The organism is Algirhabdus cladophorae (assembly GCF_044772865.1).
In the GTDB taxonomy this organism is placed as follows: domain Bacteria; phylum Pseudomonadota; class Alphaproteobacteria; order Rhodobacterales; family Rhodobacteraceae; genus Algirhabdus; species Algirhabdus cladophorae.
This window is the reverse complement of the sequence record NZ_CP173029.1, coordinates 3,184,766-3,210,195: the sequence shown is the minus strand read 5'-3', so window position 1 is coordinate 3,210,195 and position 25,430 is coordinate 3,184,766. Positions and strand designations below refer to the sequence as shown.

General features: G+C 55.9%; 28 protein-coding genes. 18 read left to right on the top strand and 10 right to left on the bottom strand.

Annotated elements, in window-relative coordinates; all coding sequences use genetic code 11:
* Nucleotides 1-172: 172 nt before the first annotated feature.
* On the bottom strand, nt 173-820 hold the full coding sequence (locus tag ACIRQ6_RS15565) for a VPLPA-CTERM sorting domain-containing protein (protein WP_420861515.1): 648 nt from the start codon (nt 818-820) through the stop codon (nt 173-175).
* 146 nt (nt 821-966) lie between these two features.
* Between ACIRQ6_RS15565 and smpB the strand changes: the two genes are divergently transcribed.
* The 4 genes from smpB to ACIRQ6_RS15545 all read left to right on the top strand — a co-directional run bounded on the left by smpB (nt 967) and on the right by ACIRQ6_RS15545 (nt 4,117).
* Entirely contained in the window at nt 967-1,446 is a 480-nt protein-coding gene (gene smpB, locus ACIRQ6_RS15560; protein WP_420861514.1) for an SsrA-binding protein SmpB, read from the top strand.
* 146 nt (nt 1,447-1,592) lie between these two features.
* On the top strand, nt 1,593-1,892 hold the full coding sequence (locus ACIRQ6_RS15555) for a hypothetical protein (RefSeq protein WP_420861513.1): 300 nt from the start codon (nt 1,593-1,595) through the stop codon (nt 1,890-1,892).
* 183 nt (nt 1,893-2,075) lie between these two features.
* The gene (gene sseA / locus ACIRQ6_RS15550) at nt 2,076-2,933 is read left to right on the top strand and encodes a 3-mercaptopyruvate sulfurtransferase (RefSeq protein ID WP_420861512.1); all 858 of its coding nucleotides are present in this window, start codon (nt 2,076-2,078) and stop codon (nt 2,931-2,933) included.
* On the top strand, nt 2,933-4,117 hold the full coding sequence (locus tag ACIRQ6_RS15545; RefSeq protein WP_420861511.1) for an aromatic amino acid transaminase: 1,185 nt from the start codon (nt 2,933-2,935) through the stop codon (nt 4,115-4,117). The genes sseA and ACIRQ6_RS15545 overlap by 1 nt, the downstream gene beginning before the upstream one ends.
* Here ACIRQ6_RS15545 and ACIRQ6_RS15540 read toward each other — a convergent pair whose 3' ends face one another.
* From ACIRQ6_RS15540 to ACIRQ6_RS15530, 3 genes are all read right to left on the bottom strand, one after another.
* Nucleotides 4,118-4,588: a GNAT family N-acetyltransferase gene (locus ACIRQ6_RS15540; RefSeq protein ID WP_420861510.1), complete on the bottom strand. Its 471-nt coding sequence runs from the start codon at nt 4,586-4,588 to the stop codon at nt 4,118-4,120. It abuts the gene before it with no gap.
* A gap of 98 nt (nt 4,589-4,686) precedes the next feature.
* A complete protein-coding gene (locus ACIRQ6_RS15535; RefSeq protein WP_420861509.1) occupies nt 4,687-6,015 on the bottom strand; it encodes an ammonium transporter in 1,329 nt (442 codons plus the stop codon).
* 25 nt (nt 6,016-6,040) lie between these two features.
* Entirely contained in the window at nt 6,041-6,379 is a 339-nt protein-coding gene (locus ACIRQ6_RS15530; RefSeq protein WP_420861508.1) for a P-II family nitrogen regulator, read from the bottom strand.
* 278 nt (nt 6,380-6,657) lie between these two features.
* Here ACIRQ6_RS15530 and ACIRQ6_RS15525 point away from each other — a divergent pair, with 278 nt between their 5' ends.
* Both ACIRQ6_RS15525 and ACIRQ6_RS15520 read left to right on the top strand, forming a co-directional pair.
* A complete protein-coding gene (locus ACIRQ6_RS15525) occupies nt 6,658-8,850 on the top strand; it encodes a transglycosylase domain-containing protein (RefSeq protein WP_420861507.1) in 2,193 nt (730 codons plus the stop codon).
* A gap of 2 nt (nt 8,851-8,852) precedes the next feature.
* Nucleotides 8,853-9,473 (top strand): cysteine hydrolase family protein, encoded by a 621-nt coding sequence (locus tag ACIRQ6_RS15520; RefSeq protein ID WP_420861506.1) that lies wholly within the window; start codon nt 8,853-8,855, stop codon nt 9,471-9,473.
* Here the strand turns inward: ACIRQ6_RS15520 and ACIRQ6_RS15515 are convergent.
* Together ACIRQ6_RS15515 and ACIRQ6_RS15510 are read right to left on the bottom strand one after the other, a co-directional pair.
* Nucleotides 9,470-10,084: an MlaC/ttg2D family ABC transporter substrate-binding protein gene (locus ACIRQ6_RS15515; protein ID WP_420861505.1), complete on the bottom strand. Its 615-nt coding sequence runs from the start codon at nt 10,082-10,084 to the stop codon at nt 9,470-9,472. The two genes, ACIRQ6_RS15520 and ACIRQ6_RS15515, sit on opposite strands and share 4 nt — an antisense overlap.
* A complete protein-coding gene (locus tag ACIRQ6_RS15510; RefSeq protein ID WP_420861504.1) occupies nt 10,065-10,835 on the bottom strand; it encodes a VacJ family lipoprotein in 771 nt (256 codons plus the stop codon). Before ACIRQ6_RS15510 ends, ACIRQ6_RS15515 begins: the two co-directional genes overlap by 20 nt.
* Before the next feature lie 183 nt (nt 10,836-11,018).
* Between ACIRQ6_RS15510 and ACIRQ6_RS15505 the strand changes: the two genes are divergently transcribed.
* From ACIRQ6_RS15505 to ACIRQ6_RS15480, 6 genes are read left to right on the top strand one after another with little or no spacing between them, the layout of a single operon-like run.
* Entirely contained in the window at nt 11,019-12,755 is a 1,737-nt protein-coding gene (locus tag ACIRQ6_RS15505) for a type I secretion system permease/ATPase (RefSeq protein ID WP_420861503.1), read from the top strand.
* The gene (locus tag ACIRQ6_RS15500; RefSeq protein ID WP_420861502.1) at nt 12,752-14,056 is read left to right on the top strand and encodes an HlyD family type I secretion periplasmic adaptor subunit; all 1,305 of its coding nucleotides are present in this window, start codon (nt 12,752-12,754) and stop codon (nt 14,054-14,056) included. The genes ACIRQ6_RS15505 and ACIRQ6_RS15500 overlap by 4 nt, the downstream gene beginning before the upstream one ends.
* Nucleotides 14,057-14,079: 23 nt before the next feature.
* Entirely contained in the window at nt 14,080-14,541 is a 462-nt protein-coding gene (locus tag ACIRQ6_RS15495; RefSeq protein WP_420861501.1) for a RidA family protein, read from the top strand.
* Nucleotides 14,538-15,290 carry a glycerophosphodiester phosphodiesterase family protein gene (locus ACIRQ6_RS15490; RefSeq protein WP_420861500.1) on the top strand — a complete coding sequence of 251 codons (753 nt, stop codon included), beginning with the start codon at nt 14,538-14,540 and terminating at the stop codon, nt 15,288-15,290. The genes ACIRQ6_RS15495 and ACIRQ6_RS15490 overlap by 4 nt, the downstream gene beginning before the upstream one ends.
* Nucleotides 15,291-15,343: 53 nt before the next feature.
* Nucleotides 15,344-16,522, top strand: a complete 1,179-nt coding sequence (locus tag ACIRQ6_RS15485) for a GNAT family N-acetyltransferase (RefSeq protein WP_420861499.1) — start codon at nt 15,344-15,346, stop codon at nt 16,520-16,522.
* Nucleotides 16,519-16,809 (top strand): 4a-hydroxytetrahydrobiopterin dehydratase, encoded by a 291-nt coding sequence (locus tag ACIRQ6_RS15480; protein ID WP_420861498.1) that lies wholly within the window; start codon nt 16,519-16,521, stop codon nt 16,807-16,809. The genes ACIRQ6_RS15485 and ACIRQ6_RS15480 overlap by 4 nt, the downstream gene beginning before the upstream one ends.
* Before the next feature lie 159 nt (nt 16,810-16,968).
* Here ACIRQ6_RS15480 and ACIRQ6_RS15475 read toward each other — a convergent pair whose 3' ends face one another.
* Nucleotides 16,969-17,457 carry a peroxiredoxin gene (locus ACIRQ6_RS15475; protein ID WP_420861497.1) on the bottom strand — a complete coding sequence of 163 codons (489 nt, stop codon included), beginning with the start codon at nt 17,455-17,457 and terminating at the stop codon, nt 16,969-16,971.
* An 86-nt stretch (nt 17,458-17,543) separates the two neighbouring features.
* Between ACIRQ6_RS15475 and ACIRQ6_RS15470 the strand changes: the two genes are divergently transcribed.
* Together ACIRQ6_RS15470 and rsmD are read left to right on the top strand one after the other, a co-directional pair.
* Nucleotides 17,544-18,752 carry an NAD(P)/FAD-dependent oxidoreductase gene (locus tag ACIRQ6_RS15470; protein ID WP_420861496.1) on the top strand — a complete coding sequence of 403 codons (1,209 nt, stop codon included), beginning with the start codon at nt 17,544-17,546 and terminating at the stop codon, nt 18,750-18,752.
* Nucleotides 18,749-19,330, top strand: a complete 582-nt coding sequence (rsmD, locus tag ACIRQ6_RS15465) for a 16S rRNA (guanine(966)-N(2))-methyltransferase RsmD (protein ID WP_420861495.1) — start codon at nt 18,749-18,751, stop codon at nt 19,328-19,330. Before ACIRQ6_RS15470 ends, rsmD begins: the two co-directional genes overlap by 4 nt.
* 272 nt (nt 19,331-19,602) lie before the next feature.
* On the opposite strand, the gene ACIRQ6_RS15460 is transcribed toward rsmD, so the two are convergent.
* The 3 genes from ACIRQ6_RS15460 to sfsA form a co-directional block, all read right to left on the bottom strand.
* The gene (locus ACIRQ6_RS15460; RefSeq protein ID WP_420861494.1) at nt 19,603-20,652 is read right to left on the bottom strand and encodes a TRAP transporter substrate-binding protein; all 1,050 of its coding nucleotides are present in this window, start codon (nt 20,650-20,652) and stop codon (nt 19,603-19,605) included.
* Nucleotides 20,653-20,832: 180 nt separating this feature from the next.
* A complete protein-coding gene (gene map / locus ACIRQ6_RS15455; RefSeq protein WP_420861493.1) occupies nt 20,833-21,645 on the bottom strand; it encodes a type I methionyl aminopeptidase in 813 nt (270 codons plus the stop codon).
* 29 nt (nt 21,646-21,674) lie between these two features.
* A complete protein-coding gene (sfsA, locus tag ACIRQ6_RS15450) occupies nt 21,675-22,388 on the bottom strand; it encodes a DNA/RNA nuclease SfsA (protein ID WP_420861492.1) in 714 nt (237 codons plus the stop codon).
* Nucleotides 22,389-22,434: 46 nt separating this feature from the next.
* On the opposite strand from sfsA, the gene ACIRQ6_RS15445 reads away from it, so the two are divergent.
* From ACIRQ6_RS15445 to ACIRQ6_RS15430, 4 genes are read left to right on the top strand one after another with little or no spacing between them, the layout of a single operon-like run.
* Nucleotides 22,435-23,154 (top strand): competence/damage-inducible protein A, encoded by a 720-nt coding sequence (locus ACIRQ6_RS15445; protein WP_420861491.1) that lies wholly within the window; start codon nt 22,435-22,437, stop codon nt 23,152-23,154.
* Nucleotides 23,151-23,873 (top strand): GNAT family N-acetyltransferase, encoded by a 723-nt coding sequence (locus ACIRQ6_RS15440; RefSeq protein WP_420861490.1) that lies wholly within the window; start codon nt 23,151-23,153, stop codon nt 23,871-23,873. The genes ACIRQ6_RS15445 and ACIRQ6_RS15440 overlap by 4 nt, the downstream gene beginning before the upstream one ends.
* Before the next feature lie 10 nt (nt 23,874-23,883).
* Nucleotides 23,884-24,450, top strand: coding sequence for a peroxidase-related enzyme (locus ACIRQ6_RS15435; RefSeq protein ID WP_420863921.1), 567 nt, complete (start codon nt 23,884-23,886; stop codon nt 24,448-24,450).
* On the top strand, nt 24,422-25,369 hold the full coding sequence (locus ACIRQ6_RS15430) for an OmpA family protein (protein WP_420861489.1): 948 nt from the start codon (nt 24,422-24,424) through the stop codon (nt 25,367-25,369). The genes ACIRQ6_RS15435 and ACIRQ6_RS15430 overlap by 29 nt, the downstream gene beginning before the upstream one ends.
* Nucleotides 25,370-25,430 lie beyond the last annotated feature (61 nt).

Below are 25,430 nucleotides of genomic sequence, written 5' to 3'. Positions count from 1 at the left end.
AGAGGCTCGCATTTTCCGCCCGAACTATCGGCAAGATAGATGTGACAAAAGAGTTTTGATCAAAGGCTTCACCGTCATCTTACGATGTGCGAGCGGCCGGGGCTTTGTCCCTATCCGCCCTAGATAGGAAGGCTGCGGTGCGATTGCAATCCGGCCTGTATAAATGCGCTATTTATGCCGCAGTTTTGCGGCGCCGCGCGATGCCCAATGCGCCCAATCCGGCGATCAGAAGTGGGCTGGAGGCAGGGAGTGGCACAACTGGAGCCGCTTGAATGGAAAGCGTCGCGGGGCCGACAACCGTGACGTTCTTGTTGAAATCGGTACCCGCAGAGATACTGGCTCCGATCGTTTCAGTCGTTGTGTAGGAAAAGCCTGCTGACGGGATGACATCTGAAAGAAGGAGATTGGGAGTGACAGTGCTCGAGGCCGCCACCTCTCCAATAGTAAAGCTAAATCTCGAGACAGCGTTGCCGAGGAAAGTGCCAGTTATAGAGTTGTCTGGCTGGCTGGTTTGTACTGAAAAGCCGATTTGGTCGAGGTTGCTCAAATTTAAAACAAAGATACCGCCACCACCAAAACTGAGGGTTTCGCTACCTATGGAAAATTTGCCTGAAATGTTCGCGTCTGAGTAAATGCCTAAAACTAGATTAGTATTGGTGTCAGTCAGCTGGTCAGAGAAATTCAAACTGGCAGAGAAGGCTTCACTGGTGCCACCACCGAAGGCGGAGGCGTCGACTGTTGTGGAAAAGGTCATGTTGAGTGTCGCTGCGTTGGCAATGCTGCCAAACATAAGCGCGACGGCCAGAATGAGATATTTCATAATTTGAGCCTTTTGAAATAGTGTGCAATCAATGGGGTCATGTTGGGGGCCGTCTAAGCGGAATGTGAACGTGAAAATTTGGGCGTCTGGTGAACCAGTTTGGCCCCCCTTGGAAACCCTGACGCCTTGGCCTATATCTGGCGTCCATGGCTAAGAAACCCGCATCAGACCCCAACTACAAAGTCATCGCCGAGAACCGGCGGGCGCGCTACGACTATGCGATCGAGAGCGATTTTGAAGTGGGTGTGATCCTGATGGGGTCTGAGGTGAAATCCCTGCGCGGTGGCCAAGCCAATATTGCCGAAAGCTATGTGGCGGTAGAGGAGGGTGAGCTGTGGCTGACCAATTCTTATGTGCCGCTTTATTCTCAGGCCAAGACGTTTGGCCATGAGGAGCGCCGAAAACGCAAACTGCTGGCCAGCAAACGCGAAATTTCGCGCCTTTGGCAGGCCACGTCCCGTGCAGGCATGACGATTGTGCCGTTGGTTATGTATTTTAACCACAAGGGCTTTGTTAAGATGAAGATCGGCCTCGCTAAAGGTAAGAAAAACCACGACAAACGCGCCTCGGACGCCAAGCGCGATTGGGGTCGGCAAAAGCAAAGATTGCTCAAGCAGAACCAATAATCGCGTGCCACGTTCCCTTAGGTTATGGGGTGAAATGCGGAAATCTTCCCCCTATTCAGCTTAAAATTTAGGCAATACCCCATCCGTAGCGCTGAGCCATTGGTTCAGACGCCGCAAAAAAGAACCTATTGGAAGGGGATATACGAATGGGACCGGAACTGATTATTGGCCTGCTGTCAGGCGCCGCTGGCGGCAATATCGTTGGCAAACTCTCGGAAAAACTGAATTTGGGCCTGATTGGCAACTCGCTGGCGGGGATCGTTGGGGGTGGTGCAGGCGCCGCTATTTTGGGTCAGCTGGGCGTTGACCCTGCAGCCCTTGCTGGCGGCGCAGAAGCTGGTGGTTTGGACATTGGCAGCATCATCGGTTCTGTCGCTGGCGGTGGTGTTGGCGGTGGGGCTTTGATGGCCGTGATCGGTGTCGTCAAAGGTATGATGAACAAGTAACACTCGCGGAGGGGGCGGGCCTGTGACGCTTTCGTTATGGGCCCGCCTCACCCCTATTTGACCTCTATTTTATGGGGCATGATCGATCTGTCAGGCCTTGCACCGCCGTCCCGATATCACTAGGTCTGTGAATATAGCGGGGCAATAATTCGTGCCCGCGCGCGACAATCAAAGGTGCACAAGATGGCGTCAGATAATCCTCAAACTCTGGTTTCAACGGACTGGCTGGCGCAACACCTCAAAGATCCCGACCTGAGGCTTTTGGATGCCTCGTGGTATTTGCCGGACGCTGGGCGTGATGGCAAAGCCGAATATGACGCGGCACACATCCCCGGCGCACGCTTTTTTGATATCGACGAGATCGCGGACCTGCGATCCGATATGCCCCACACAGTGCCCCCGGTTGAAAAGTTCATGAGCCGGATGCGGGCCATGGGTGTGGGCGATGGCCATCAGATCGTTGTCTATGACGGATCGGGCCTGTTTTCTGCGGCACGCGTGTGGTGGCTGTTTCGGTTGATGGGCAAGCGGGACGTCTGTGTTTTGGACGGTGGATTGCCCAAATGGCAGGCCGAAGGGCGCCCGATTGAGGATTTGCCACCGATGATCCGCGACCGGCACATGACTGTGCAACGCCAAAACCAGCTGGTCAAAGACGTGACCCAAGTGGCCGCTGCCAGCAAGTTAGGCGATTATGCGATCATCGATGCGCGTGCAGCAAACCGGTTTGCAGGCGAGGCCCCCGAGCCGCGCCCGGGCCTGCGTGCAGGCCACATCCCAGGCTCGCGCAATGTGCCTTATGGCAGTCTGTTGAACGCCGATGGAACCATGAAGCCTGCCGAAGCATTGAAATCCATTTTTGAGACCGCTGGGGTCGATCTGGCAAAGCCTGCGATTACCACTTGCGGTTCTGGCGTCACAGCGGCCGTGTTGTGTTTGGCGATGGAACATATGGGCAAGACGGATTGGTCGCTCTACGATGGTTCGTGGGCCGAATGGGGGATGTTCCCCGATCTACCTTTGGCAACGGGAGACGCATAATGCTTGAGGCGCTAAACACACAACCAGCTGACAAGATCCTCGCCCTTGTGGCGCAGTTCAAGGCCGATCCACGGGCGAACAAAATTGATCTGGGCGTGGGTGTCTACAAGGATTCCGAGGGCAAGACCCCGATTATGCGCGCGGTCAAAGCGGCTGAACAGCAATTGTGGGAACAAGAGCAGACCAAAAGTTATGTTGCTTTGGCCGGTGACCCGGGGTTTGCCGATGCAATGATCGGGCTTGTCTTGGGCGCTGAATTTCCCCGCGCGGGTGTCGCGGCTGCGGCCACACCCGGTGGAACTGGTGCGGTGCGCCAAGCGTTCGAGTTGATCCAAATGGCCAATCAGGATGCCAAGGTCTGGGTATCTGACCCCACGTGGCCAAATCATTTGTCCATCCTCAAACATCTGGCTATGCCCACGCGTCAGTACCGTTATTTTGATGCACAGACCGGGGCTGTGAACCTGTCGGGCATGCTGGAGGATCTCAAGAAAGCCAAGCCGGGCGATATCGTGCTTTTGCATGGCTGTTGTCACAACCCAACCGGGGCCAATCTGCGCCTGACCGATTGGGAACATGTGATAAGCCTGATGCAGGAACGCGGTCTGACACCCATGGTCGACATTGCCTATCAGGGCTTTGGGGACGGGTTGGAGGCCGATGCAACGGCCACGCGCGTGATCGCAAAGTCCATGCCCGAAACCATTATCGCCGCCAGTTGTTCCAAGAACTTTGGCATTTACCGCGAGCGGACCGGTATTTTGATGGTTGTGGCGGGCAATGACAAAAGCATCCGTGTGGCCCAAGACAATTTGGCCTATCTGAACCGTCAGAATTTCTCGTTTCCGCCAGATCATGGTGCGCGTTTGGTTACGATGGTTCTGGGTGACAAGGCGTTGCGTGCCGATTGGGAAGCCGAATTGGAAAGCGTTCGCACAGGCATGCTGGCACTGCGCAGTCAACTGTCCGCTGAATTACAGCGCCTGTCCGGTTCGGACCGGTTCGGGTTTTTAGCAGATCATCGCGGCATGTTCTCGCGATTGGGGACAACACCGGAAAAGGTGGCGCAACTGCGCGAAGATCATGGGATCTATATGGTAGGCGACAGCCGGATGAACATTGCGGGTCTCAACGCACAAACCATCCCGACTTTGGCCGCTGCTATCATTGCGTGCGATATCTGATCAACTGGGCTTTCGGGTCGGCGTGCGTCGGATAATCATGCCGTCTTTTTGTGTGTCGGAAAACCCCAGCTTTTTGTAAAAGCCTTGGGCCCTGGCTGTGGTGTTTGTCATCAACATGACCTTATAGGCATTGGCAGCCCATGCGGTTTCCAATGCATGATCCATGACACGCCGGCCCAGGCCTTGGCCGCGATAAGCGCGTTCTGTGATCACGTTTTCGATCAACCCGTAGGGTCTGCCTGCGTGGGTCAGATTGGGCATCAGGTGTAGCGTGGCCGTACTGCAGAGTGTCGGTCCTGAAAACAGCCCCCACAGGCTGGTGCCGCCGTGATTGATCAACCCTTCGTAGATGCCGCGGCCCTGCGGACCAATGGCCAGAGGAATATCGCCCATCAATTGTGTGAGAAGCAGCGCAAACTCGTCAAAGTCTGCAGGACCCAGTTGTTTGAGACTGAAGGCATCGGAGGGCATGGAAGGATCCTAACACAAAGCCCATCAAGGGCCACGAAAAAGCCCGGGCAAATGAATGCCCGGGCGAAGTTGCTCTAAGTCTAATCAGGAAGGGAGGATTAGCCTTTGGAGAATTCTGGGTAGGCTTCCATCCCCAACTCGGACACGTCCAAGCCGTTGATTTCGTCCTCTTCCGAGACGCGGATCCCGAAGATACCTTTAAGGATCAACCATGTGATGCCGGAGGTGACGATCACAAAGACACCGACGATCACGATAGATTGGATCTGGGCGCCGAAGCTTGCGTCGGAGTTGGACAATGGAACAACCAATGTCCCAAAGATACCGGCAAAGAGGTGAACCGGGATGGCGCCAACAACGTCGTCAATCTTGAACTTGTCCAGCATTGGAACTGTCAGGACCACGATAACGCCGCCGACCATACCGATCAGTGTGGAGCCGCCCAAGGATGGGGCCAGTGGTTCCGCTGTGATCGACACCAGACCAGCAAGTGCGCCGTTCAGGATCATTGTCAGGTCAGGCTTTTTGTACAGCAGTTGTGTCAGGATCAGAGCAGCAACTGCACCACCAGCCGCAGCGGCGTTGGTGTTGGAGAAGATGCGAGATACGTCAGCTACGTCGCCTACGCTGCCCATAGCCAGCTGCGAGCCACCGTTAAAGCCGAACCAACCCAACCACAGGATAAATGTACCCAAAGTTGCGAGGGCGAGGTTCGAACCTGGCATTGGGTTTACACGACCGTCTTTGTATTTGCCGATACGTGGGCCCAAAATCAGACAGCCCATAAGCGCTGCCCAGCCACCGACCGAGTGTACGATTGTCGAGCCAGCAAAGTCAGAGAAACCGATAACTTCGCCCAAGAAACCGCCACCCCAGCTCCAGGATGCTTGGATTGGGTAGATGATGGATGTCAGAACGACTACGAAGATCAGGAATGGCCACAATTTGATACGCTCAGCAACCGCACCGGATACGATGGAGGCTGTCGCGGCACAGAACATCAACTGGAAGAAGAAGTCAGAACCAGTGGAGGCATAGCCGTAATCGTCAGCAGCATCGGCAGTCACGCCAACGGCTTCCAACACGCCCGGACCAAAGAGGCCGGACAAATAGCCTTCTACCGCCCAATCGCCCAATGGGTACATCAGGTTATAGCCGATCAGGTAGTAGAAGATGGCGGCGAGGGAGAACAGCGCCATGTTTTTCGTCAGCTGCATTGCCACGTTCTTGGACCGCACAAGGCCAGCTTCGAGCATGGCGAAACCAGCCGCCATGAAGAATACCAAAAATCCACCGATCAAGAACAGCAGCGAGTTCAGGATAAAGACCACATCGGTCGGTACAGCCGCAGGCGCGTCTTGCGCCAGAGCCATGCTGGGGGCTGCTACAACAGCGCCTGCCAACATCAGAGAATTAAGTCGTTTCATCAGTATATGTCCCCTTGAAGTTCGCTTACAGCGCTTCGTCGTTTGTTTCGCCGGTGCGCACGCGAACGGCACTTTCAACATCCAGCACAAAGATTTTGCCGTCGCCGATTTTATCGGTCTTGGCTGTTGTCGCGATGGTCTCGACGACCTGATCGGCCATGGCCGCGCTCACGACGATTTCGAGTTTAACTTTTGGGACAAAGTTCACTGCATATTCGGCACCACGGTATATTTCCGTGTGGCCCGATTGCGAGCCAAAGCCCTTGATTTCTGTCACCATCATTCCGCGCACGCCAATTGAGGTCAGCGCTTCACGCACTTCCTCCAGCTTGAACGGTTTAATCGCTGCTATAATCAGTTTCACGTCAGTTCCCTTCAGATTTCCCAGCAGTTCAAATTCGGCACGAGTCCGCCCAGGGCAAACCAGTGACCTGAAAGGGGCGTGTGAATGGCGTAGAAACAAGAAATCGACTGGGGAATCTTAACTATTTGGTGCCGCAAGTGCCTCAAAAATGAACTTTTAGGCGCACTTGCTTAAAAAATAGACTCTTTGGAAAAGGGAAAAATTGCGGTTCTTCTCCCTCAACAATTCAGATTGGATAGGCTAGGGTTGAAAAAACAATCAGGCTTAAGGCCGAGCAGATGAGTAAAAAGCCAACAACACGACGCCCTTTGGTGGCGGACAAACGCTATGGGACCAAGCCTGCAGCGGCCCCAAAGTCTGTGTCACGCAAAAAACCCAAGCCCAAAGTGCGCAAAAAGGCAGCCCGTGGGGGCATCATTGGGTTTGTAGTGCGCTGCGTGCGATTTGTGCTGCGCCTGATCTGGCGTTTGACATGGCGCAGTGCAGCTGTGGTGTTTTTGCTGATTGCCTGTGCCGTGGGTTATTTTGCGATGACCCTGCCCGAGGCCACGGCTTTGGTCGATGGGCGTGCCAAAGGATCGGTGACGTTGCTGGATCGCGATGCCGAGGTTTTTGCTTGGCGCGGTGATCAGTTTGGCGGCATCGTCACGGCCAACACTGTGTCCTCACACCTCAAGAACGCGGTTATCGCGATTGAAGACAAACGGTTCTACCGCCACATCGGGATCAGCCCGCGCGGTGTGGCCAGTGCGGTTCGCATCAACCTGCGCGAAGGACGGGGACCACTGTCGGGGCACGGTGGATCGACCATCACGCAACAAACGGCCAAACTGCTGTGTCTTGGTCAACCCTTTGATCCCGCCGCGGGCCTGACCGAGGCCCAATACGAAACCGAATGTCGGCGCGGCACGCTATGGCGCAAAATCAAAGAAGCGGTTTACGCTCTGGCGATGGAGGTCAAGTACACCAAGGACGAAGTGCTGACCATTTACCTCAACCGCGCCTTTTTGGGCGCGGGTGCGCGCGGCTACGAGGCCGCCAGCCAGCGGTATTTTGGCAAATCTGCCGCTGAGGTGTCACCTGCAGAGGCTGCCATGCTGGCGGGTCTATTGGTGGCACCGTCGACTTATGCGCCGACGAATAATTTGCAACGCTCGCAAAACCGCGCGGGCGTCGTCATCGATCTTATGGAGGCGCAGGGATATCTGTCTGCCTCTGCCGCGCAAAACGCACGCGACAACCCTGCACAACTCAGCCCTGCGGCCACAGCCCGTGCTGGGGGGTATTTTGCGGATTGGGTGATGCAGTCGGGGCCAGAGTTTTTCACCCGCAACACCACAGAGGATGTGATTATCCGCACCACGCTGGATCCGCGCATTCAAACAGCCGCCGAAGAGGCGCTGGCCTATATTTTCGAGAACAAAGTCCGTGAGGGATCCAAAGCCGAGGCTGCCATTGTGGTGATGTCGTCTGACGGGGCTGTGCGGGGCATGGTTGGCGGGCGCGCCACCAAAGTGTCCGGCGCATTTAACCGTGCCACCCAAGCGAAACGTCAAACCGGATCGGCGTTCAAACCGTTTGTTTATGCTGCAGCACTGGATTTGGGCCGCGGGCCCAATGATTTGGTTTTGGATGCGCCTTTGTGCCTGAACATCCCGGGATCTGGCGAATGGTGCCCCAAGAACTACACCGAGGAATTTGAGGGCGACGTGTCCCTGACACAGGCCCTTGCCGAAAGCCTGAACATCCCCGCAGTGCGCCTGTCCGAGGACGTGGGCCGCGCGAATGTTCGCACAGTTGCCGAAGGGTTTGGCATCGCCAATGATCTGGCCGATGGGCCTGCCTTGGCGCTGGGTGCGTCCGAAAGCACTCTGATCGAAATGACCGGGGCCTATGCTGGCATTTTGAACGGCGGCTCATCCGTGACGCCTTACGGGTTGGTTGAGTTACGCTTGCAAGGTGATAGCGAGGCTCTCATGGGCGCAGGCGGCGGCATCGGCGAACGGGTGATTACGCCCAAAGCCGCAGGCGAGTTGGTCTATATGATGCACCAAGTGGTTGAGGCCGGCACAGGCGGGCGCGCGAAGCTGGACGACCGTCAGGCCGCTGGCAAAACAGGCACGACCCAAGCCGCGCGAGACGCTTGGTTTATTGGCTTTACGGCTGATTACGTGGCGGGTGTCTGGATGGGTTATGATGACAACACGCCGCTACGGGGTGTAACCGGGGGCGGTTTGCCCGCTGATATCTGGCACGAGACAATGACGCGCGTGCATCAAGGCCAGCCCGCCACGGACCTGCCGATGATTATCCCGCCCAAACCTGTGGTCCAAGAACCGGTTGTGCAGAACCGGGCCAATACTCAAGGACGACAGGGCAGCCAAGGATCGCAAGGGCGTCAAGGCAATCAGCGCGATACGGCGGAACGGCTGCTTTTCCGTATCTTGGGCGACATTTTGCAAGGGAACTGAGTGTGGCCAATGCTTCAAAAATTGCGCGGTCTTTGATCGAAGGCCAAGCGGCCCTGATCGTGATCGATATTCAGGCCAGCACGTTTATCGATGACAGCGTTGAGCGGTCTATCGACAATATGCCCGGTTACAAAGACCGGATGTTAAAGGCGCGTGTGGCCATTGATGCAGCCCGTGCCGCAGCCATTCCTGTGATTTTTATCCAAGAAGTGCATCATCCCAGCATGGTCGATTTCGGTCGCGAATTGGACGGGGATGAGGACGTGCATTGCCTTGAGGACAATCCCGCCACGGATATCGCCGTGGCCGAGATGGATTTTCGCCCCTCAGATCACCTGATCCGCAAGCGCCGCTATTCGGCGTTCTTTGGCACAGATTTCGAGATCCTGTTGAAGGGTCTCAAAGTGGATACCTTGATCATGGTGGGTGGGCTGACGGATGTTTGTGTGCACTACACCTTTGTCGACGGTCACCAGTCCGACTATTTTTTCCGTGTGATCGAAGATTGCGTGGGCGGCAGCAGTGTTGCGGCCCATGAGGCCGCGCTGCGGGCGATGGAATACCTGCAAACTGGCGCCGTCCAAACGCTGGACGCCACTTTGCAGGCAATGAAGTCGGGCTAGGCTGATTTCAGATCGTTGATGAGGGCGTCCAAATTGCCTTTGCGACGGTCCAGCATCGCGCCGATTTCGGTGCGTTCGGTCAGCAGTAGATTGATGCCCTCAATAAACATATTAAAGAACAGATCCTTGCCCGAGCGGTTCGAGACAAGGAAGGTCACTTCAAAGGGGGACTCGCCGCGTAGGAACGCCGTGGTCTTGACCTCAAAAAAGCTTTTGACCTTGGCCGTGGATTTTACTTCGATCCGACCGCCGATAAATTCACGAAACCGGCGACCATATTTACGGCTGATGTAGCCTTGGAACGCAGCGGTGAAGGCGCGCATTTGTGCGGCCGAGGCCGACCGCGCATCAGCGCCAAGGGCATAGCGCGCAATTGTGGGCACATCTGCGTAGCGCGCAAAAATCTTTTCAAACTCGCCATACATGGCCCGTTCGGATTTGCCTGAGTTGATGACGCTGTTGATCTGGCCCACCAATTGGTTGATCAGTTTTTCTGCACTCGCGGCAGTCAGGGCAAAAGCAGGTTTTGGCAAAACGGCGGCCACGGCAGACGCGGCAACACCCATGCCAAAGAAGCGGCGGGAAACGGAATTATTCGTAAAGCGAGTCATATGGGTCCTCATAGGGGTCAGTCGTGTCATCCGTTGGTGCGCCCAGTTCAAAGCGGCTGTTTTGCAAATAGACCAGACGGGTCTGGGCGTAGCTGTCGGCACTATCATATAAGATCGAGTCGATTGTGCTGGTGTAACGATACCTATCACCAAACCGTGCGGCCACATTGGCGGTCGGCGGAAAGTAGCGCTCGGGGTCGCCCAATTGATGGCTGAGGGGGTTGGTGAACAGATCTACCAGCTTGCCCGTTGCATCACGCTGGGTCGATGGGCCGAAAAATGGCAATTCTAGATATGCCCCTTCTTGGACACCCCAAACCGCAAGGGTTTCGCCAAAATTGGTGTCCTCTTGATAGACACCCATATCGGATGCTGGATCCAACAACCCCGCAAAGCCAAACACAGTGTTCGCCGCAAAGCGGAAAAAGTTCGTGCCAGCGCCTTCAATATCGCCCTGCATCAGATTGTTCACAAACTTTTGCGGCAGGCTGGCGTTAGAGGCAAAGTTGCTGACACCCTGTTTCACCGGGTCCGGCACAGCCACGCCATATGCGTTTGAGGCCGGTTTAATCAAAACCCGATCAAGGCCACGATTAAAGTTGTGAACCTTGCGGTTGGTCACCTCGTAGGGGTCATCGAACCCGTCTGGTGTGTTGTCGGTCGTAGCGCAGGCCGCCGTCAGGGCCAGTGCCCCCAAAAGCACGCCTTGCTTGAAAAAGCGATTCAAATAAAACTTGGCAACAATCAGCATTGGAAATCCAACTTTAAACTTAGTATGTCGGCACATAGTCATTCGGAGCCGAAAGCCCACCCTAATGATAGGACCAATCACAGGTTGTGGCAAATCAGCGACAGGGTATTATGCCAATAATTTGACATATAGCTTTAATAGCCTGAGCGACGCAGGCATCACAATATCGGGAAGACAAAAAGAATGGCAACGCCACAGTTAGAACGCGGCCAAGAAGAACTGCGCAACGTCCGCAAGGAAAGCCGGCCTTTATATTGGATGGTGGGCATTTTTAGCTTTTTTGCCAACCTGTTGATGCTAACCGGCCCGATTTACATGCTGCAGGTCTATGACCGAGTTTTGGGCAGCCGGTCCGAGGAAACGCTGATCGCGCTGTCGATCCTTGTGGCGTTTTTGTATGGTGTCATGGGTGTTTTGGATTACACGCGTGGGCGGATTATGGCCCGCGTGGGCGCACGCTTCCAAAACCGGCTGGACCGGCGTGTGTTTTCGGCTGTGATGCGCAAATCTGCTGCTGGCCAAACTGGCGGCACAGCGGCCACAGGGCTGCGCGATCTTGAAAGCGTTCAGCGCTTTATGATTTCGCCGGCGCTGACCTCGTTTTTTGACATCCCTTGGACGCCGTTCTTTTTGGCGGGCATTGCCCTGTTCCATCCTTGGTTGGGCATGTTGGCCATTGGGGGCGGCACGGTCTTGGTGTTCATCACCCTGCTCAATCAGTTTTTCAGCCGCAAGCCGGTTCTGGCCGCCAACGCGGCCACAATGCAAGCCGAGATGATGGGCGAGCAATTGCGCAGCGAAAGTGAGATGGTGCAATCGCTGGGCATGCGCGGCGCGGCCTTCACCCGCTGGCAGGGCGCTCGCGACAAATCATTGAAAGAAACCATCACATCGTCTGATGTGGCTGGTACCTTTAGTTCCATGACCAAAACACTGCGGTTGTTCCTGCAATCTGCCATGTTGGGTCTGGGGGCCTATCTGGTGTTGCAAAACGAATTGACGCCAGGGGCGATGATTGCAGGTTCGATCCTGTTGGGCCGCGCCTTGGCTCCGATTGAACAGTTGATCGGACAATGGGCGGTGGTGCAACGCGCCACCAAAGGGTGGTCGAACCTGACCGAACTTTTGTCCGAAGTCCCCGAGGAACAACCGCGCACTGCCTTGCCCAAACCAGCAGCCAAACTGCAGGTCCAAGGGGCGACAGTTGTGCCGCCGGGTGAACAGCAAGCCGCCTTGCGGATGGTAGATTTTGCCGTTGGACCGGGACAGGCCTGTGGTGTGATTGGTCCGTCCGGTGCGGGTAAGTCGACCTTGGCCCGCGCGATCACTGGGGTGTGGCGTGCCGCAGGCGGCAAGATCCGTCTGGATGGGGCGACATTGGAACAATATGATCCAGACGTCCTTGGCAGTCACATTGGCTATTTGCCCCAGCGTGTGCAGCTCTTTGAAGGGACGATTGCCGAAAATATCGCTCGTTTGGCGTTGGAACCTGATGATGCCAAAGTTATCGAAGCGGCCCGCAAAGCTGCGGCCCATGATATGATCGTTAAACTGCCTGACGGCTATAACACCCGAGTGTCCGCCAATGGCGGGCGCCTGTCCGGGGGGCAAATCCAGCGCATTGGTTTGGCTCGTGCGATGTATGGTGATCCGGTGATTTTGGTTCTGGACGAGCCGAACTCGAACCTCGACAACGAAGGCTCGGAAGCGTTGAACGAAGCGATCCGCGCCACCAAATCCGCAGGTGGGGCGGTTTTGATTATGGCACACCGTCCTTCAGCCATTCACGAATGTGAACTATTGTTGATGCTGGAAGGGGGGGCAAAGCGTGCGTTTGGGCCTAAAGAAGATGTGCTGAAAGAAGTCACACAGAATCACGCCCAGATCCAAGGCGGCAAAAAACCCGGAGGTGTCACATGAGTGAAAAGAACCCGTGGTCTGCAAAGGGCCATCTGATTTTTGGTTTGCTGGGGCTTGTGGCCTTGGTCGGTGGCTTTGGCACATGGTCGGTGATGACCAATATTTCCGGCGCGGTTATTGCGACCGGTCAGATCGAAGTCGAACAAAACCGCCAAGTTGTGCAACACCCTGATGGCGGAGTGGTTGCCGAAATTCTGGTCCAAGAGGGCGATACAGTGGCGGCAGGTGCGGCTTTGATCAATCTTGATGACACGCTTTTGGCCTCACAAAAGGCGATCACCGAAGGTCAGCTTTTTGAATTGATGTCGCGCCGTGGGCGGCTGGAAGCCGAGCGCGATGATTTGACGGAGATTACTTTTGATCCCGACCTGATTGAAGCTGCGTCTTATAGCGCAGAGGCCGATAGCCTAATGGCCGGGCAAGAACGTCTGTTCCGCGCACGGATCCAGTCCATCGAAAAAGAAACCGAGCAACTGGAAAAGCGCCGGCAGCAGATCGCCGACCAGATCACAGGCATCAAAGCCCAACAAGATGCCATGGGCACGCAGTTTGAATTGATCCGGCAGGAACTCGAAAGCCAGCAGGAATTGTTGGACAAGGGTTTGGCCCCGATTGCGCGGGTGCTGGGGTTGCAGCGTGAAGAGGCCTCACTTGCCGGTCGTATGGGTGAACTGACAGCCGGTATCGCTCAATCCGAAGGGCGTATCACAGAAATCGATATTGAGATCCTCAAGCTGGGCACACGCAAACGCGAAGACGCCATCACGCGCCTGCGCGATTTGCAATACCGCGAACTGGAATTGGTGGAACAACGTCGCTCGCAGATCGAACAGTTGGACCGCCTCCAGATTACTGCACCGGTCTCGGGCATCGTGTACAACATGCAGGTCTTCACGCCGCGCTCGGTTATTCGTCCGGCTGATCCGGTTCTGTTCTTGATCCCGCAGGACCGCCCCTTGGTGATTGCAGCACAGGTCGAACCTGTGCACATCGATCAGGTGTTTCCCGGTCAGGATGTGACATTGCGTTTTTCCGCACTGGATGCCCGCCAAACACCAGAAGTATTCGGCAAAGTGACCAAGGTCTCGGCGGATGCGTTCCAAAACGAAGCAACGCAAATCCCTTTTTATCGCGCCGAAGTCATCATGAACCCCGGCGAGTTTGAACGCCTGCCTGAAGGCACTACCCTGATCCCTGGAATGCCAGTTGAGACCTATTTGCGCACGGATGATCGCACGCCCTTGGGCTATTTGATCAAACCGCTGATGGATTATTTCAACAAAGCCTTCCGCGAGACATAACACAGCCCCAAGAGGAGAACGCCATGAGTGGTTTCGAAGCAAAACTGGCCGAACTGGGCGTCAGCCTGCCCGATGCACCGGCCCCCGCCGCCAATTATGTGCCCTACGTACAATCTGGCGATCTGGTTTTTGTCTCGGGTCAGATTTCCGCAGGACCAGACGGGTTCATCACCGGAAAACTGGGCGACAACATGAGTGTCGAAGACGGTGCAGATGCTGCAAAGACCTGCGCCATTGCCCTTTTGGCGCAAGTCAAAGCCGCTTGTGATGGCGATTTGGATCGGCTTGTGCGCGTGGTCAAACTGACGGGTTTCGTCAATTCAACGGGCGATTTCACCGATCAGCCCAAAGTGATCAACGGGGCCTCTGACTTTCTTGTGGCGGCCTTGGGCGAGGCCGGAAAACATTCGCGCGCGGCTGTTTCCGCAGCGGCTTTGCCTTTGGGTGTGGCAGTCGAGATTGAAGGCATCTTTGAGGTCAAATGAGACTGACCAGTGATTTTCTTGCGCGGCCTTTGGCGCATCGTGGGTTGCACGATGTAACCGACGGTCGGCCGGAAAACTCCCTTGAGGCCTTTGAGGCCGCGATATCCGCCGGATACGGTATAGAACTGGACATCCAACCCAGTGCTGACGGCGTGCCAATGGTGTTTCACGATTATGATCTGGCGCGTTTGGCCGGAATAAAAGGGCCGATCGCCCAATGTTCGACCCAACAGCTGGAGGCGCAAAAACTGGTCGGTGGCCCTACGGGTATCCCGACGTTGAAAACCGTGTTGGAGTGCGTCAGAGGTAAGGTGCCTTTGCTGATCGAAATCAAGGATCAAGATGGTGCAATGGGCCGCAATGTCGGTGCCTTGGAACGTGAAGTGACCCGCGTCCTGAGCGGTTATCCCGGACCGGCGGCGGTTATGTCGTTCAACCCCAATTCTGTCGATGCTTTCAAGACACTGTGCCCGCACCGCCCGCGCGGCCTAGTGACCTGCGGCTATTCGGCAGCGGATTGGCCGATCCTACCCTTTGAGACCCGCAGATATCTGCGCGACATACCAGATTTTGAAGCGGTCGGCGCCTCGTTTGTCTCGCATGATCGCAACGACCTTAAAAACCCTGCCCTTACGGGACTTAAGGCCAATGGCGTGCCGATCCTGACGTGGACCGTTCGCAGCGCCGAGCAGGCGACGACGGCCCGGCTGGTGGCGGATAATATCACTTTTGAAGGGTTCATGGCTTGAACCTATGCCATCGGGGCACATCTAGTCCTATGCCTGTCAGACACTGAGGCATCATGAGCCAAGACACTGTTGAAGTTACTATTCTAAACAGTCTGCGCGATATCGATCCGCAGGACTGGGATGCCTGCGCCTGTCCGGATGCGGGGCGACCTCAGGATCCATTCACAACCTATCGGTTTCTCAAGGCGTTGGAAGAAAGTGGATCTGTAGGGGCAGGCACCGGGTGGCAGCCGCGCTATATGCAGGCCACGCTGAATGGCCAGATTATTGCTGTGGCGCCGATGTATGCCAAAAGCCATTCGCAGGGCGAGTATATCTTTGATCACAACTGGGCCCATGCCTATGAACAGGCAGGCGGGCGCTATTATCCCAAATTACAAATCGCGGTCCCCCATACACCTGCCACAGGACGGCGATTTTTGACCAAGCCGGGGCACGAGGTTTTGGGCGCATCGGCTTTGGTGCAGGGAGCAGTTCAAATCGCGTCTGACAACCAACTGTCGTCACTGCATATAACCTTTTGCACCGAAGATGAGGCCGCAGCCGGGGCCGCCATGGGCCTGATGCCGCGCAGTTCGCAACAGTTTCACTGGTTTAATGAAGGCTACGCCGATTTTGATGCTTTTTTGGCCGAACTGTCCTCACGCAAGCGCAAAAATATCCGCAAAGAACGTGCAACAGCCAATGGTTTTGGTGGTGAGATTTTGATGCTGACGGGCGCACAGATATTGCCTGAGCATTGGGATGCGTTTTGGGTGTTTTATCAAGACACTGGCGCGCGCAAATGGGGCACGCCATATTTAACACGCTCGTTCTTTGATCGGGCGCAGGACGTTTTGCGCGATGATATGCTTTTGGTTTTGGCGCAGATTGATGGGCGCTATGTGGCTGGGGCGTTGAATTTCATTGGCCGCGATGCGCTTTATGGGCGGTATTGGGGGTGTATAGAAGACCACCCCTGTTTGCATTTTGAGCTGTGTTATTATCGCGCGATTGAGTTTGCGATTGAACACGGATTGTCGCGCGTTGAAGCAGGGGCGCAAGGGTCCCACAAATTGGCGCGTGGGTATTTGCCGGTGACCACCCATTCGCTACATTGGGTGGGAGATTCTGGATTTTCTGAAGCCATTGAGCGGTATTTGGAGGCCGAGCGCGATGCCGTGGATGGAGAGATTGAAGCGCTCACCAGCTATGGCCCGTTCAAGAAGATCGATGTGGAGGAGCAGGAATGAAAACCGTTTTGGGTCATGCGGATCGTGCCGCTCTTTTGCCGCGTCTTGGCGTCAACGGATGGGACTATGAAAGTGATCCGACAGCGATCACCAAGACCTTTCGGTTTTCGAATTTTAGAGAAGCCTTTGCGTGGATGACACAGGCTGCGTTCTGGGCGGAAAAGATGGATCATCATCCCGAGTGGTCGAATGTCTATGGGGAGGTAACAGTACGCTTGACCACCCATTCTGCTGGCGGGGTGACGGAACTGGATGTGGACTTGGCCCAAAGGCTGGACGCGATTTAGCATGGATTTCGAATTGCTAACGCAATCCGACCGCCCGTGTCATAACGAATTGCTAAATCAATCCGGCTGTTGATTTTGTTTCGAATTGCTAAAGCAATCCGATGGGGGGGCGGTGCCTGCGGCATCGCCCCGTTTTAGGTATTTCGGGACTAAAGAAACCTAGAGGCTGTCGAGCAGGGTTTCCCCTGCTGAGATTTCGCAGGTTCCGGGGCTTTCCTCGAGGTTCAGTGTGGTCACCACGCCGTTTTCAACGACCATCGCATAGCGTTTGGAGCGCGCGACAAGGCCGGCGGGGGGGGCATCAAAATTCATACCAATCGCTGTGGTGAAGGTGCTTTCAGCATCCGCCAACATCGTGATGCCCGCCTCAGTCGCGCCGGTACTTTGACCCCAATGGTCCAACACGAACGGGTCATTGACCGAGACGCAGATAATCTGATCCACGCCTTTGGCCATAAACTGATCCTTAGTCCGCATAAAGCTGGGCACATGGGCGGAATGGCAGGTGGGGGTGAATGCGCCTGGTACGGCAAAGATAACGACCTTGCGGTCCTTGGTGAGACTGTCGAGGTCGACCGCCTCGGGGCCGTTTTCACCCATCTGGGTAAACGTGGCGCTGGGCAGTGTGTCGCCTTGTGCGATTGTCATGGTGTCTGTCCCTTTTGGTGATTGTGTTGCACTTGAATGCAGATATAGGCTTTGGCGCAGGCAACGACCAGACGGGAAGGGCAGATATGGCGCATATAGTTGTGATTGGAGCAGGACAGGCGGGATCCAGTTTGGTTGCAAAACTCCGTTCGGAAGGGTTTGACGGGGATCTAACGTTGATCGGGGCCGAGCCCGTGCCGCCCTATCAACGCCCCCCTTTGTCGAAGGCATATTTGCTGGGCGAGATGGCAGAAGAGAGGCTGTATTTGCGACCTGCAGAATTTTATGCGGATCAAAAGATTGATCTGCGCATGTCGCGTTCTGTTTCCGCCATTGATCCAGTGGCCAAGACCGTGTCCTTGGGCGATGAGGTTGTGCCCTATGATCAATTGGCGCTGACCACAGGATCACAGCCGAACCGATTGCCAGCGGCTATAGGTGGTGATTTGGGCGGCGTGTTTTGTGTGCGCGATCTCAGCGATGCAGATGCCATGGCGCCCTATGTGGTTGGGGGAAAGCGTGCTCTGATCATTGGCGGTGGCTACATCGGGCTGGAGGCGGCAGCGGTCTGTGCCAAAAGTGGGGTTGATGTTGTTTTGGTCGAAATGGCGGACCGGATCCTGCAACGTGTGGCCTGCTCTGAAACGTCGGATTATTTCCGCACCCTGCATACGGAACGAGGTGTGGATATTCGCGAAGGCGTTGGGTTGAAGGCACTGACGGGCGACGATCATGTGAGCGGGGCTGAGTTGTCCGATGGTACAGCGTTGGACATTGATTTTGCTATTGTTGGTGTCGGGATCCGGCCTGATGTGGCCCTAGCTGAGGCTGCGGGGCTGCGGGTGGACAACGGGATTTCCACAGATGTATTTGGACGGACGTCGGATCCTGCGATTTGGGCGGCAGGCGATTGTGCGACCTGTCATTTCAAGGGCACAGAGTTACGCATTGAATCTGTGCCCAATGCGATAGATCAGGCCGAAGTCGTGGCGCGGAACATGCTAGGGGCCGAGGTCGCTTACCAGCCGAAACCGTGGTTTTGGTCGGATCAGTATGATGTCAAATTGCAGATTGCAGGGCTGAACATCGGCTATGACCGGATCGTGGTGCGCGAAGGCGAGAGCCTGCAACGATCCCATTGGTATTATCAGGGAGATGATTTGCTGGCGGTTGACGCGATGAATGATCCGCGCGGTTATATGGTGGGCAAACGATTGATCGAGGCGGGGCGCTCGCCCAACCCTGCCGCAATCGCGGATCCCGCGACCGAGATGAAGGACCTTTTGCGCCCGTGAGGATAATTGGCGGTACGTTTCGGGGGCTGGTCTTGGCCAGTGTTGGCAAAGGAGATGCAGGGGCGCATCTGCGCCCCACCACGGACCGGGTGCGAGAGACTTTGTTTAATGTGCTGCAGGGCGGGCGGTTTGGCGATCCTGTTGAAGGCGCCCATGTTTTGGATTTGTTTGCGGGCACCGGTGCATTGGGGTTAGAGGCGCTCTCGCGTGGGGCAGAACATGTAACGTTTGTGGATGATGGGCGCAAAGCCCAAAGCCTGATTGCACAGAATATCAAGAAGTGCCGGGTGCAGGGGCAGGCGGATTTGGTGCGTTGCGATGCACTGAGGTTGCCAAAATGTGAGGGTGCGCCGGCTGATTTGGTATTTTTGGACCCACCTTATGGCAAAGGCTTGGGGCAGAAAGCCTTGGTACACGCGGTGGCACAAGGCTGGATCACTGCGGGCGCTTTTGTGGTGTTTGAAGACAGCCAATCGGTTGAGACTATGGACGGATTTGATGTGCTGGAAAGCCGGAAATACGGCGATACGCAGATCACTTTCTTGGAGGGCTTGGGGCCAGAGACTGGACAGGTTTGATCCGGTTGCGCCACAGTGGGGCTATGACAAGCGTGACGATGCCCAGCGGTCTGGTGTTTTCCTTTGAGAAAGCGACGACCACCAAAACACCCCGTCTGCCGCGGCAAACGCCGCCGGTGTTTATCTATGACGTGATCAGCCCTTGGAATGGGAGCACCGTGTTTTTGCACCAGTGGTGGGCTTGCGAGGACGCCAGGGATGCCAAGGACGGGAGTTCCAAATAGCAAAACCCGCCCCTGACGGGACGGGTTTCATTACATTTTTCATTCGCGCTAGTTCAGAGGTTTTCCTGTGCCTTTGAAGGTGGCCATCGCGTCTTGCGCGTCTTGGACGAGGGCTGCGCCGTTCAGACCTTTGGCGGTCATCTCGGCGATCCAGTCTGCTGTGACCTCGGCCCCGAGGGCCTTGATCTGGTCAGTTTCGGTTAATGACAGGGTGGCGATTTCGTTGCCATCGGCCTGCATTGCGGCGCGGCCTGTCACGTCGCCCAGATCATGGGCGCGACCGGCCCATGCGCTGGCCATCAGACCTGAGTTTGCATCGATCACGGCCTTTAGATCATCGGGCATGTTGTTGTAACTGTCTTTGTTCATCGCCCAGATGAAATAGAGGTTATAGAGCGCCTCATCACCGGCCACATCGGTGTGGCTATCGGTCAGTTCGTTGAGCTTGAGCGAGGGCGACATTTCCCATGTGATCACGCCGCCATCGAGCACGCCTTTGGCCAAAGCCTCGGGAAAGGCGGGGACGGGCATACCAACGGGGGTGGCCCCCAGTTTTTTCAGCAATAGAGTTGCGGGACGGGATGGGCCGCGCAGTTTCAGACCATCCAGATCGGCGGCAGTGGTCAGCGCAGCGCCTTTCTTGTGTACGATACCGGGGCCGTGCATGTGGGCGGCGATCAAATGCACATCGGCAAAGTCATCCATTAGGTGTTTTTGGGTGTATTCCCATGCGGCTGAACTGGCTTCTTCGCCGCGCTTTGGGGTCATGAAGGGCAACTCAAGCGCCTCGGCTTCGGGGAAGCGACCGGGTTGGTAGCCGGGAATGACCCAGCCGCCATCAACCGCTCCATCGCGGATCAAGTCATATTGACTAGGGGCTTTGCCGCCCAATTGCATAAACGGGTAAAGCTCGACCTTGATGCGGCCATTGCTGTCGGCCATGACTTTGTCGGCCCAAGGCTGCATGAAATGCGTTGGATTGGCCGACTTGGGCGAGACGAAGTGCTGGAACTTCAACGTCACCTCTTGGGCCATGCTGGCGGTTGCGAAAAGGCCCATAAGGGCGGCGAGGGCTGCCGATTTGGTGGAATATTTCAACGGTTCAGCCTCCTTATATGATGGTTTCAGAAGACCGCATCTGCGGTGGGGGTTAGATAGGGGGACCCTGCTCCAGTTGCAAATCATTCGCAATTGTTTTGAGCCGCGGGATTTGAGTATTTGGGGAAAAAAGAAGTATTTTCCGAAACTTAAGCGCGTTGGGGGAAACTTTTTGTCAGTTTACCCTTGGCTGTAGGTCGGGTGGAATTTCCCAGCGGGAGAGAGGGTAAAAATCTGCACGCCGTCTGCGGTGACCCCGACCGAGTGTTCAAACTGTGCCGACAAGGATTTATCGCGGGTCACTGCGGTCCAGTCGTCAGCCAGAACTTTGGTTTCGGGACGTCCCAGATTGACCATAGGTTCGATGGTGAAAAACATGCCTTCTTCCAACACGGCGCCGGTGCCCGCGCGCCCGTAGTGCAACACGTTGGGCGGCGCGTGAAACACTTGGCCCAAGCCATGTCCGCAAAAGTCGCGTACGACACTCATGCGGTGGCTTTCGGCATATTTCTGGATCGCATGACCGATATCGCCAAAGGTGTTGCCCGGTTTGACCTGTTCGATCCCGATAAACAGCGCATCATGGGTGACTTCGATCAAACGCTCGGCCTTGCGCGAGAGCTTACCGGCCACAAACATGCGGCTGGTGTCGCCATACCAGCCATCAACGATCACGGTCACATCGATGTTGACGATGTCGCCATCCTTGAGCTTTTTGTCGCCGGGGATGCCGTGGCAGACCACATGATTGATCGAGATACAGCTGGCATGTTGATAGCCTTTGTAGCCGATGGTCGCAGAGGTGGCGCCAGCGTCTTCGCACATCTTTTGGATCATGGCGTCGATAGCGGCGGTTGTTTGCCCGGGAACCACATGAGGGATCACGGCATCCAGAATTTCAGCGGCCAATTGACCGGCCTTGGCCATGCCATCGAAATCGCTGGGCTCGTAGATGCGTATACCGTCTTTGGTGATGCGACCTGTGGATGACATGCTGTGTTTCCTTGCGTTCTGTCGCTTATTTAGGCCAGCGGGTCCAAATGTTCTAGGGGGTGGGTCAAACTCACGCCGAATTGGTCGATTTGAGTGGCGTAAGCGATCACCTCGACCCCGGCTTGGCGCGCGGCGGCATAGGCGGAGGCATAGGCAGGATCAATGTCGCTGGCCACTTGCACATGAGTGCAGCCCGTGCGTTGCACCACGTAGAACAGGATGGCGCGATGACCGGCTGCTGCCACTTGCGCCAGTTCGGCCAAATGTTTGGCGCCCCGATCGGTGACACTGTCAGGAAATTCAGCAAGGCCGGTTTTGCGAGACAGGGTTACAGATTTCACCTCGACATAGGCATCGGGCAGATCTGGACCTTGCAACAAAAAATCAACGCGGCTGTTTTGGCCGTATTTCTGTTCGGGTTTGATGCTGGGATAGGCTGCTAGTTCTGGGATAGCTTTATCGGCGAGGGCTGTTTTGACCAGCTTATTGGGCAGGCTTGTGTCGATGCCGGCCCATGTACCGTCGGGATATTCGATCAAACGCCAGCCATAGTTCAGCTTTTTCTTGGGATCATCATTGGGTTCCAGCCAGACCCGCAGACCTGCGTCCTTCATCCCCAACATGGAACCGGGATTGGGGCAGTGGGCGCGCACCACGTCTCCGGTCTCTAGTTCGACCTCGGATAAAAACCGCATGTAGCGTCGGATGAGGGTGCCGGGAATAAGGGGGGTTTGAAAGCGCATAACCCCGACCTATACCCAAGTGAAGAAAAGCCTCAAGGAGCAAAGAATGCCAAACCCAACTGCAGCGATGCTTGTGATCGGGGACGAGATCCTGTCGGGCCGCACCCGCGATGCCAACATGTATTATCTGGCGGGCGAACTTACGAAGGCGGGGATTGACCTGAAGGAAGTGCGCGTGGTGTCAGATGATGCGTCTGCGATTGTGGCTGCTGTGCGGGCCTTGTCCGAGGGGTTTGACACGGTTGTCACATCCGGCGGGATTGGACCCACCCATGATGATATTACGGCAGATTGTATCGCCGAGGCTTTTGGCGACACGATTGATATACGTGACGATGCACGCGCTTTATTGGCGGCACACTATGAAAAGGCAGGAACCGAGTTGAACGCGGCCCGTTTGCGCATGGCGCGGATCCCGTCCAAGGCCACGTTGATTGATAATCCGGTGTCTGTGGCACCAGGGTTCAAAATGGAAAACGTGCATGTCATGGCCGGTGTGCCGTCGGTGTTCCAAGCGATGGTGGCCAGCATGATGCCCACGCTCACTGGTGGCCAGCCATTGATCTCGCAGACCTTGCGGATTGTGCGTGGCGAAGGAGATATTGCAGGGCCATTAGGCGTGTTGGCGCAAAAATATCCCGATCTGTCCATGGGCAGTTATCCTTTCCAAAAGGACGGCGTTTATGGCGCAAATATTGTGATCCGAGGGACTGATGAAGGCGCTGTTGCCACTGCCATCGCGGAACTGTCTGAGGCCTTTGCGTGAGCAGCCCGTCAGCGCAAACCCTTTATGCCGCGATTGATGCAACTTGGCCTGCAGCCGCGTTTCACCGCAATGGTCCATGGACTTTGCGGCGGGGCGCAGGGGGCGGATCGCGGGTGTCAGCAGCCACCTTGCAGACCGAAGCGACAGTGGCAGATATCAAAGCTGCTTGCGATGCGATGCGGGATATGGATCAAACGCCGATCTTTATGGTGCAGCAGGGCCAAGATGATTTGGACACTGCTCTTGCTGGGCAGGGTTTGGTCATCAAGGATCCTGTCACGTTGTATTCAGTCGGGCTGGACAGGTGCGAGTGGCCCAAACCCCCGCGTATGGCTGGGTTTGCCATGTGGCCGCCGCTGGCTGTGTGTTTGGATATTTGGCAAGCAGGCGGTATCGGACCAGAGCGTGTGGCCGTTATGGACCGCGCTGCAACGCCCAAAACGGCGCTGTTCGGTCGGGCCAAAGACAGCCCGGGAGGCACGGCTTTTGTCGCCCTCAAGGATGGCATCGCCATGCTACACGCGTTGGAGGTCCTTGCGCGCTTGCGCCGCCACGGTTTGGGCCGCGATCTGATGTATTCTGCGGCCCATTGGGCCCGATCACAGGGGGCCACGGATCTGGCCGTTTTGGTCACCACTGCCAACGAGGGTGCGAATAGGCTGTACCGTGGGCTTGGAATGCAGGCTGTGGGCGGGTACCATTATCGCACTGAACCTTAGGACCAATATGATGACCAAATCTGTCACTGCCCTTGACCTACCCACGGTCGATCCTTTGCCTGAGGCCACGCAAAAATATTTCGATGTGTGTCAGGATAAACTGGGAATGATCCCAAATGTCCTTCAGGCCTATGCCTTTGATGTCGATAAACTGAACGCGTTCACGGCCCTTTACAATGATCTGATGCTGGCGGGATCGGGATTGACCAAACTGGAACGCGAGATGATTGCAGTGGTCGTCAGTTCAGTAAACAAGTGTTTTTATTGCCTCACTGCCCATGGGGCAGCTGTGCGCGAATTGTCCGGTGATCCAAAGCTGGGTGAATTAATGGTAATGAATTTTCGTGCGGCTGATCTGGATGCCCGGACTATGGCCATGCTCGAATTTGCTGAGAGCGTCACTGTGGCCAGCCATAAAATCACCGAGGCAGATCGTCAGGGGCTGCGGGATCATGGCTTTGGGGATCGCGATATTTGGGACATTGTGAATGTTGCAGGCTTTTTCAATATGACCAACCGCGTGGCTTCGGCCACTGCGATGCAGCCCAATGACGATTATCATGGGCAACACCGTTAAAATGTGGATATGGCGATCTGCGCTTGCATGGTTTGCCGGCGCTGGATTGGCGCTGGGCGGCATTTTGGATCTGCCGGCGAACGCTGTGTTGACGACAGAACGAACCTCGACCAACGCAGATTTTTTACTGGCCGTTGGGCCGTTTACCCCGTCCGAGGCTCCAGTGACGCCGATCACGGGCCCCTTAGTCCAGCAAGCGTGGCGCATTGACGCCCAAGGCCTGACCACACTACAGATCCTTGATCCACTGCGCACGCAATTGATCGCGCAAGACTACGGTGTGGTCTTTGAATGCGACACTCAAACCTGCGGTGGTTTTGATTTCAGGTTTGCCCAAGATGTGATTTCCGAGCCGGATATGCATGTGGATTTGGGCGATTTTCGCTATCTTGCGGCCCAAAATGCCGACGGGGCTATCAGCTTGATGGTCAGCACATCTGGCCTTGCGGGGCATGTGCAAATTACCTCTGTTGGGCTGAATGCCGTGAACCTTGGGACCGCTGAGGCGGACGTCGTGCGTGCAGAACGGCCCAAAGTGGCTGGATCGATTGCCGAGGCTTTGGACACGGTAGGGTTTACCGAACTGGCGGATCTTGCGTTCCAGACAGGGTCGTCGCAATTGGCTGAGGGCAGTTATGCGTCTTTGCAGGATCTTGCGGATTATCTGGCCCAATACCCGGATCGCAAAATTGCTTTGGTGGGACATACGGACAGCCAAGGTGCTTTGGACGGCAACATAGCTTTGTCGAAACAGCGTGCAGCCTCTGTTTTGGAACGGCTGGTCGCCGAGTTTGGGGTGCCGCGTCGTCAATTGGATGCACAAGGCATGGGATATTTGTCGCCCGTTGCCACGAACCTGACGCCTGAGGGACGCGAGGCAAACCGGCGCGTCGAAGTCATTGTGACCTCTATTCAGTAACGGCGTTTGGGGGCGTTGCCCCGGCCGCGTGCCGCACCTGCCCAAGGATATTTTGTCAAAG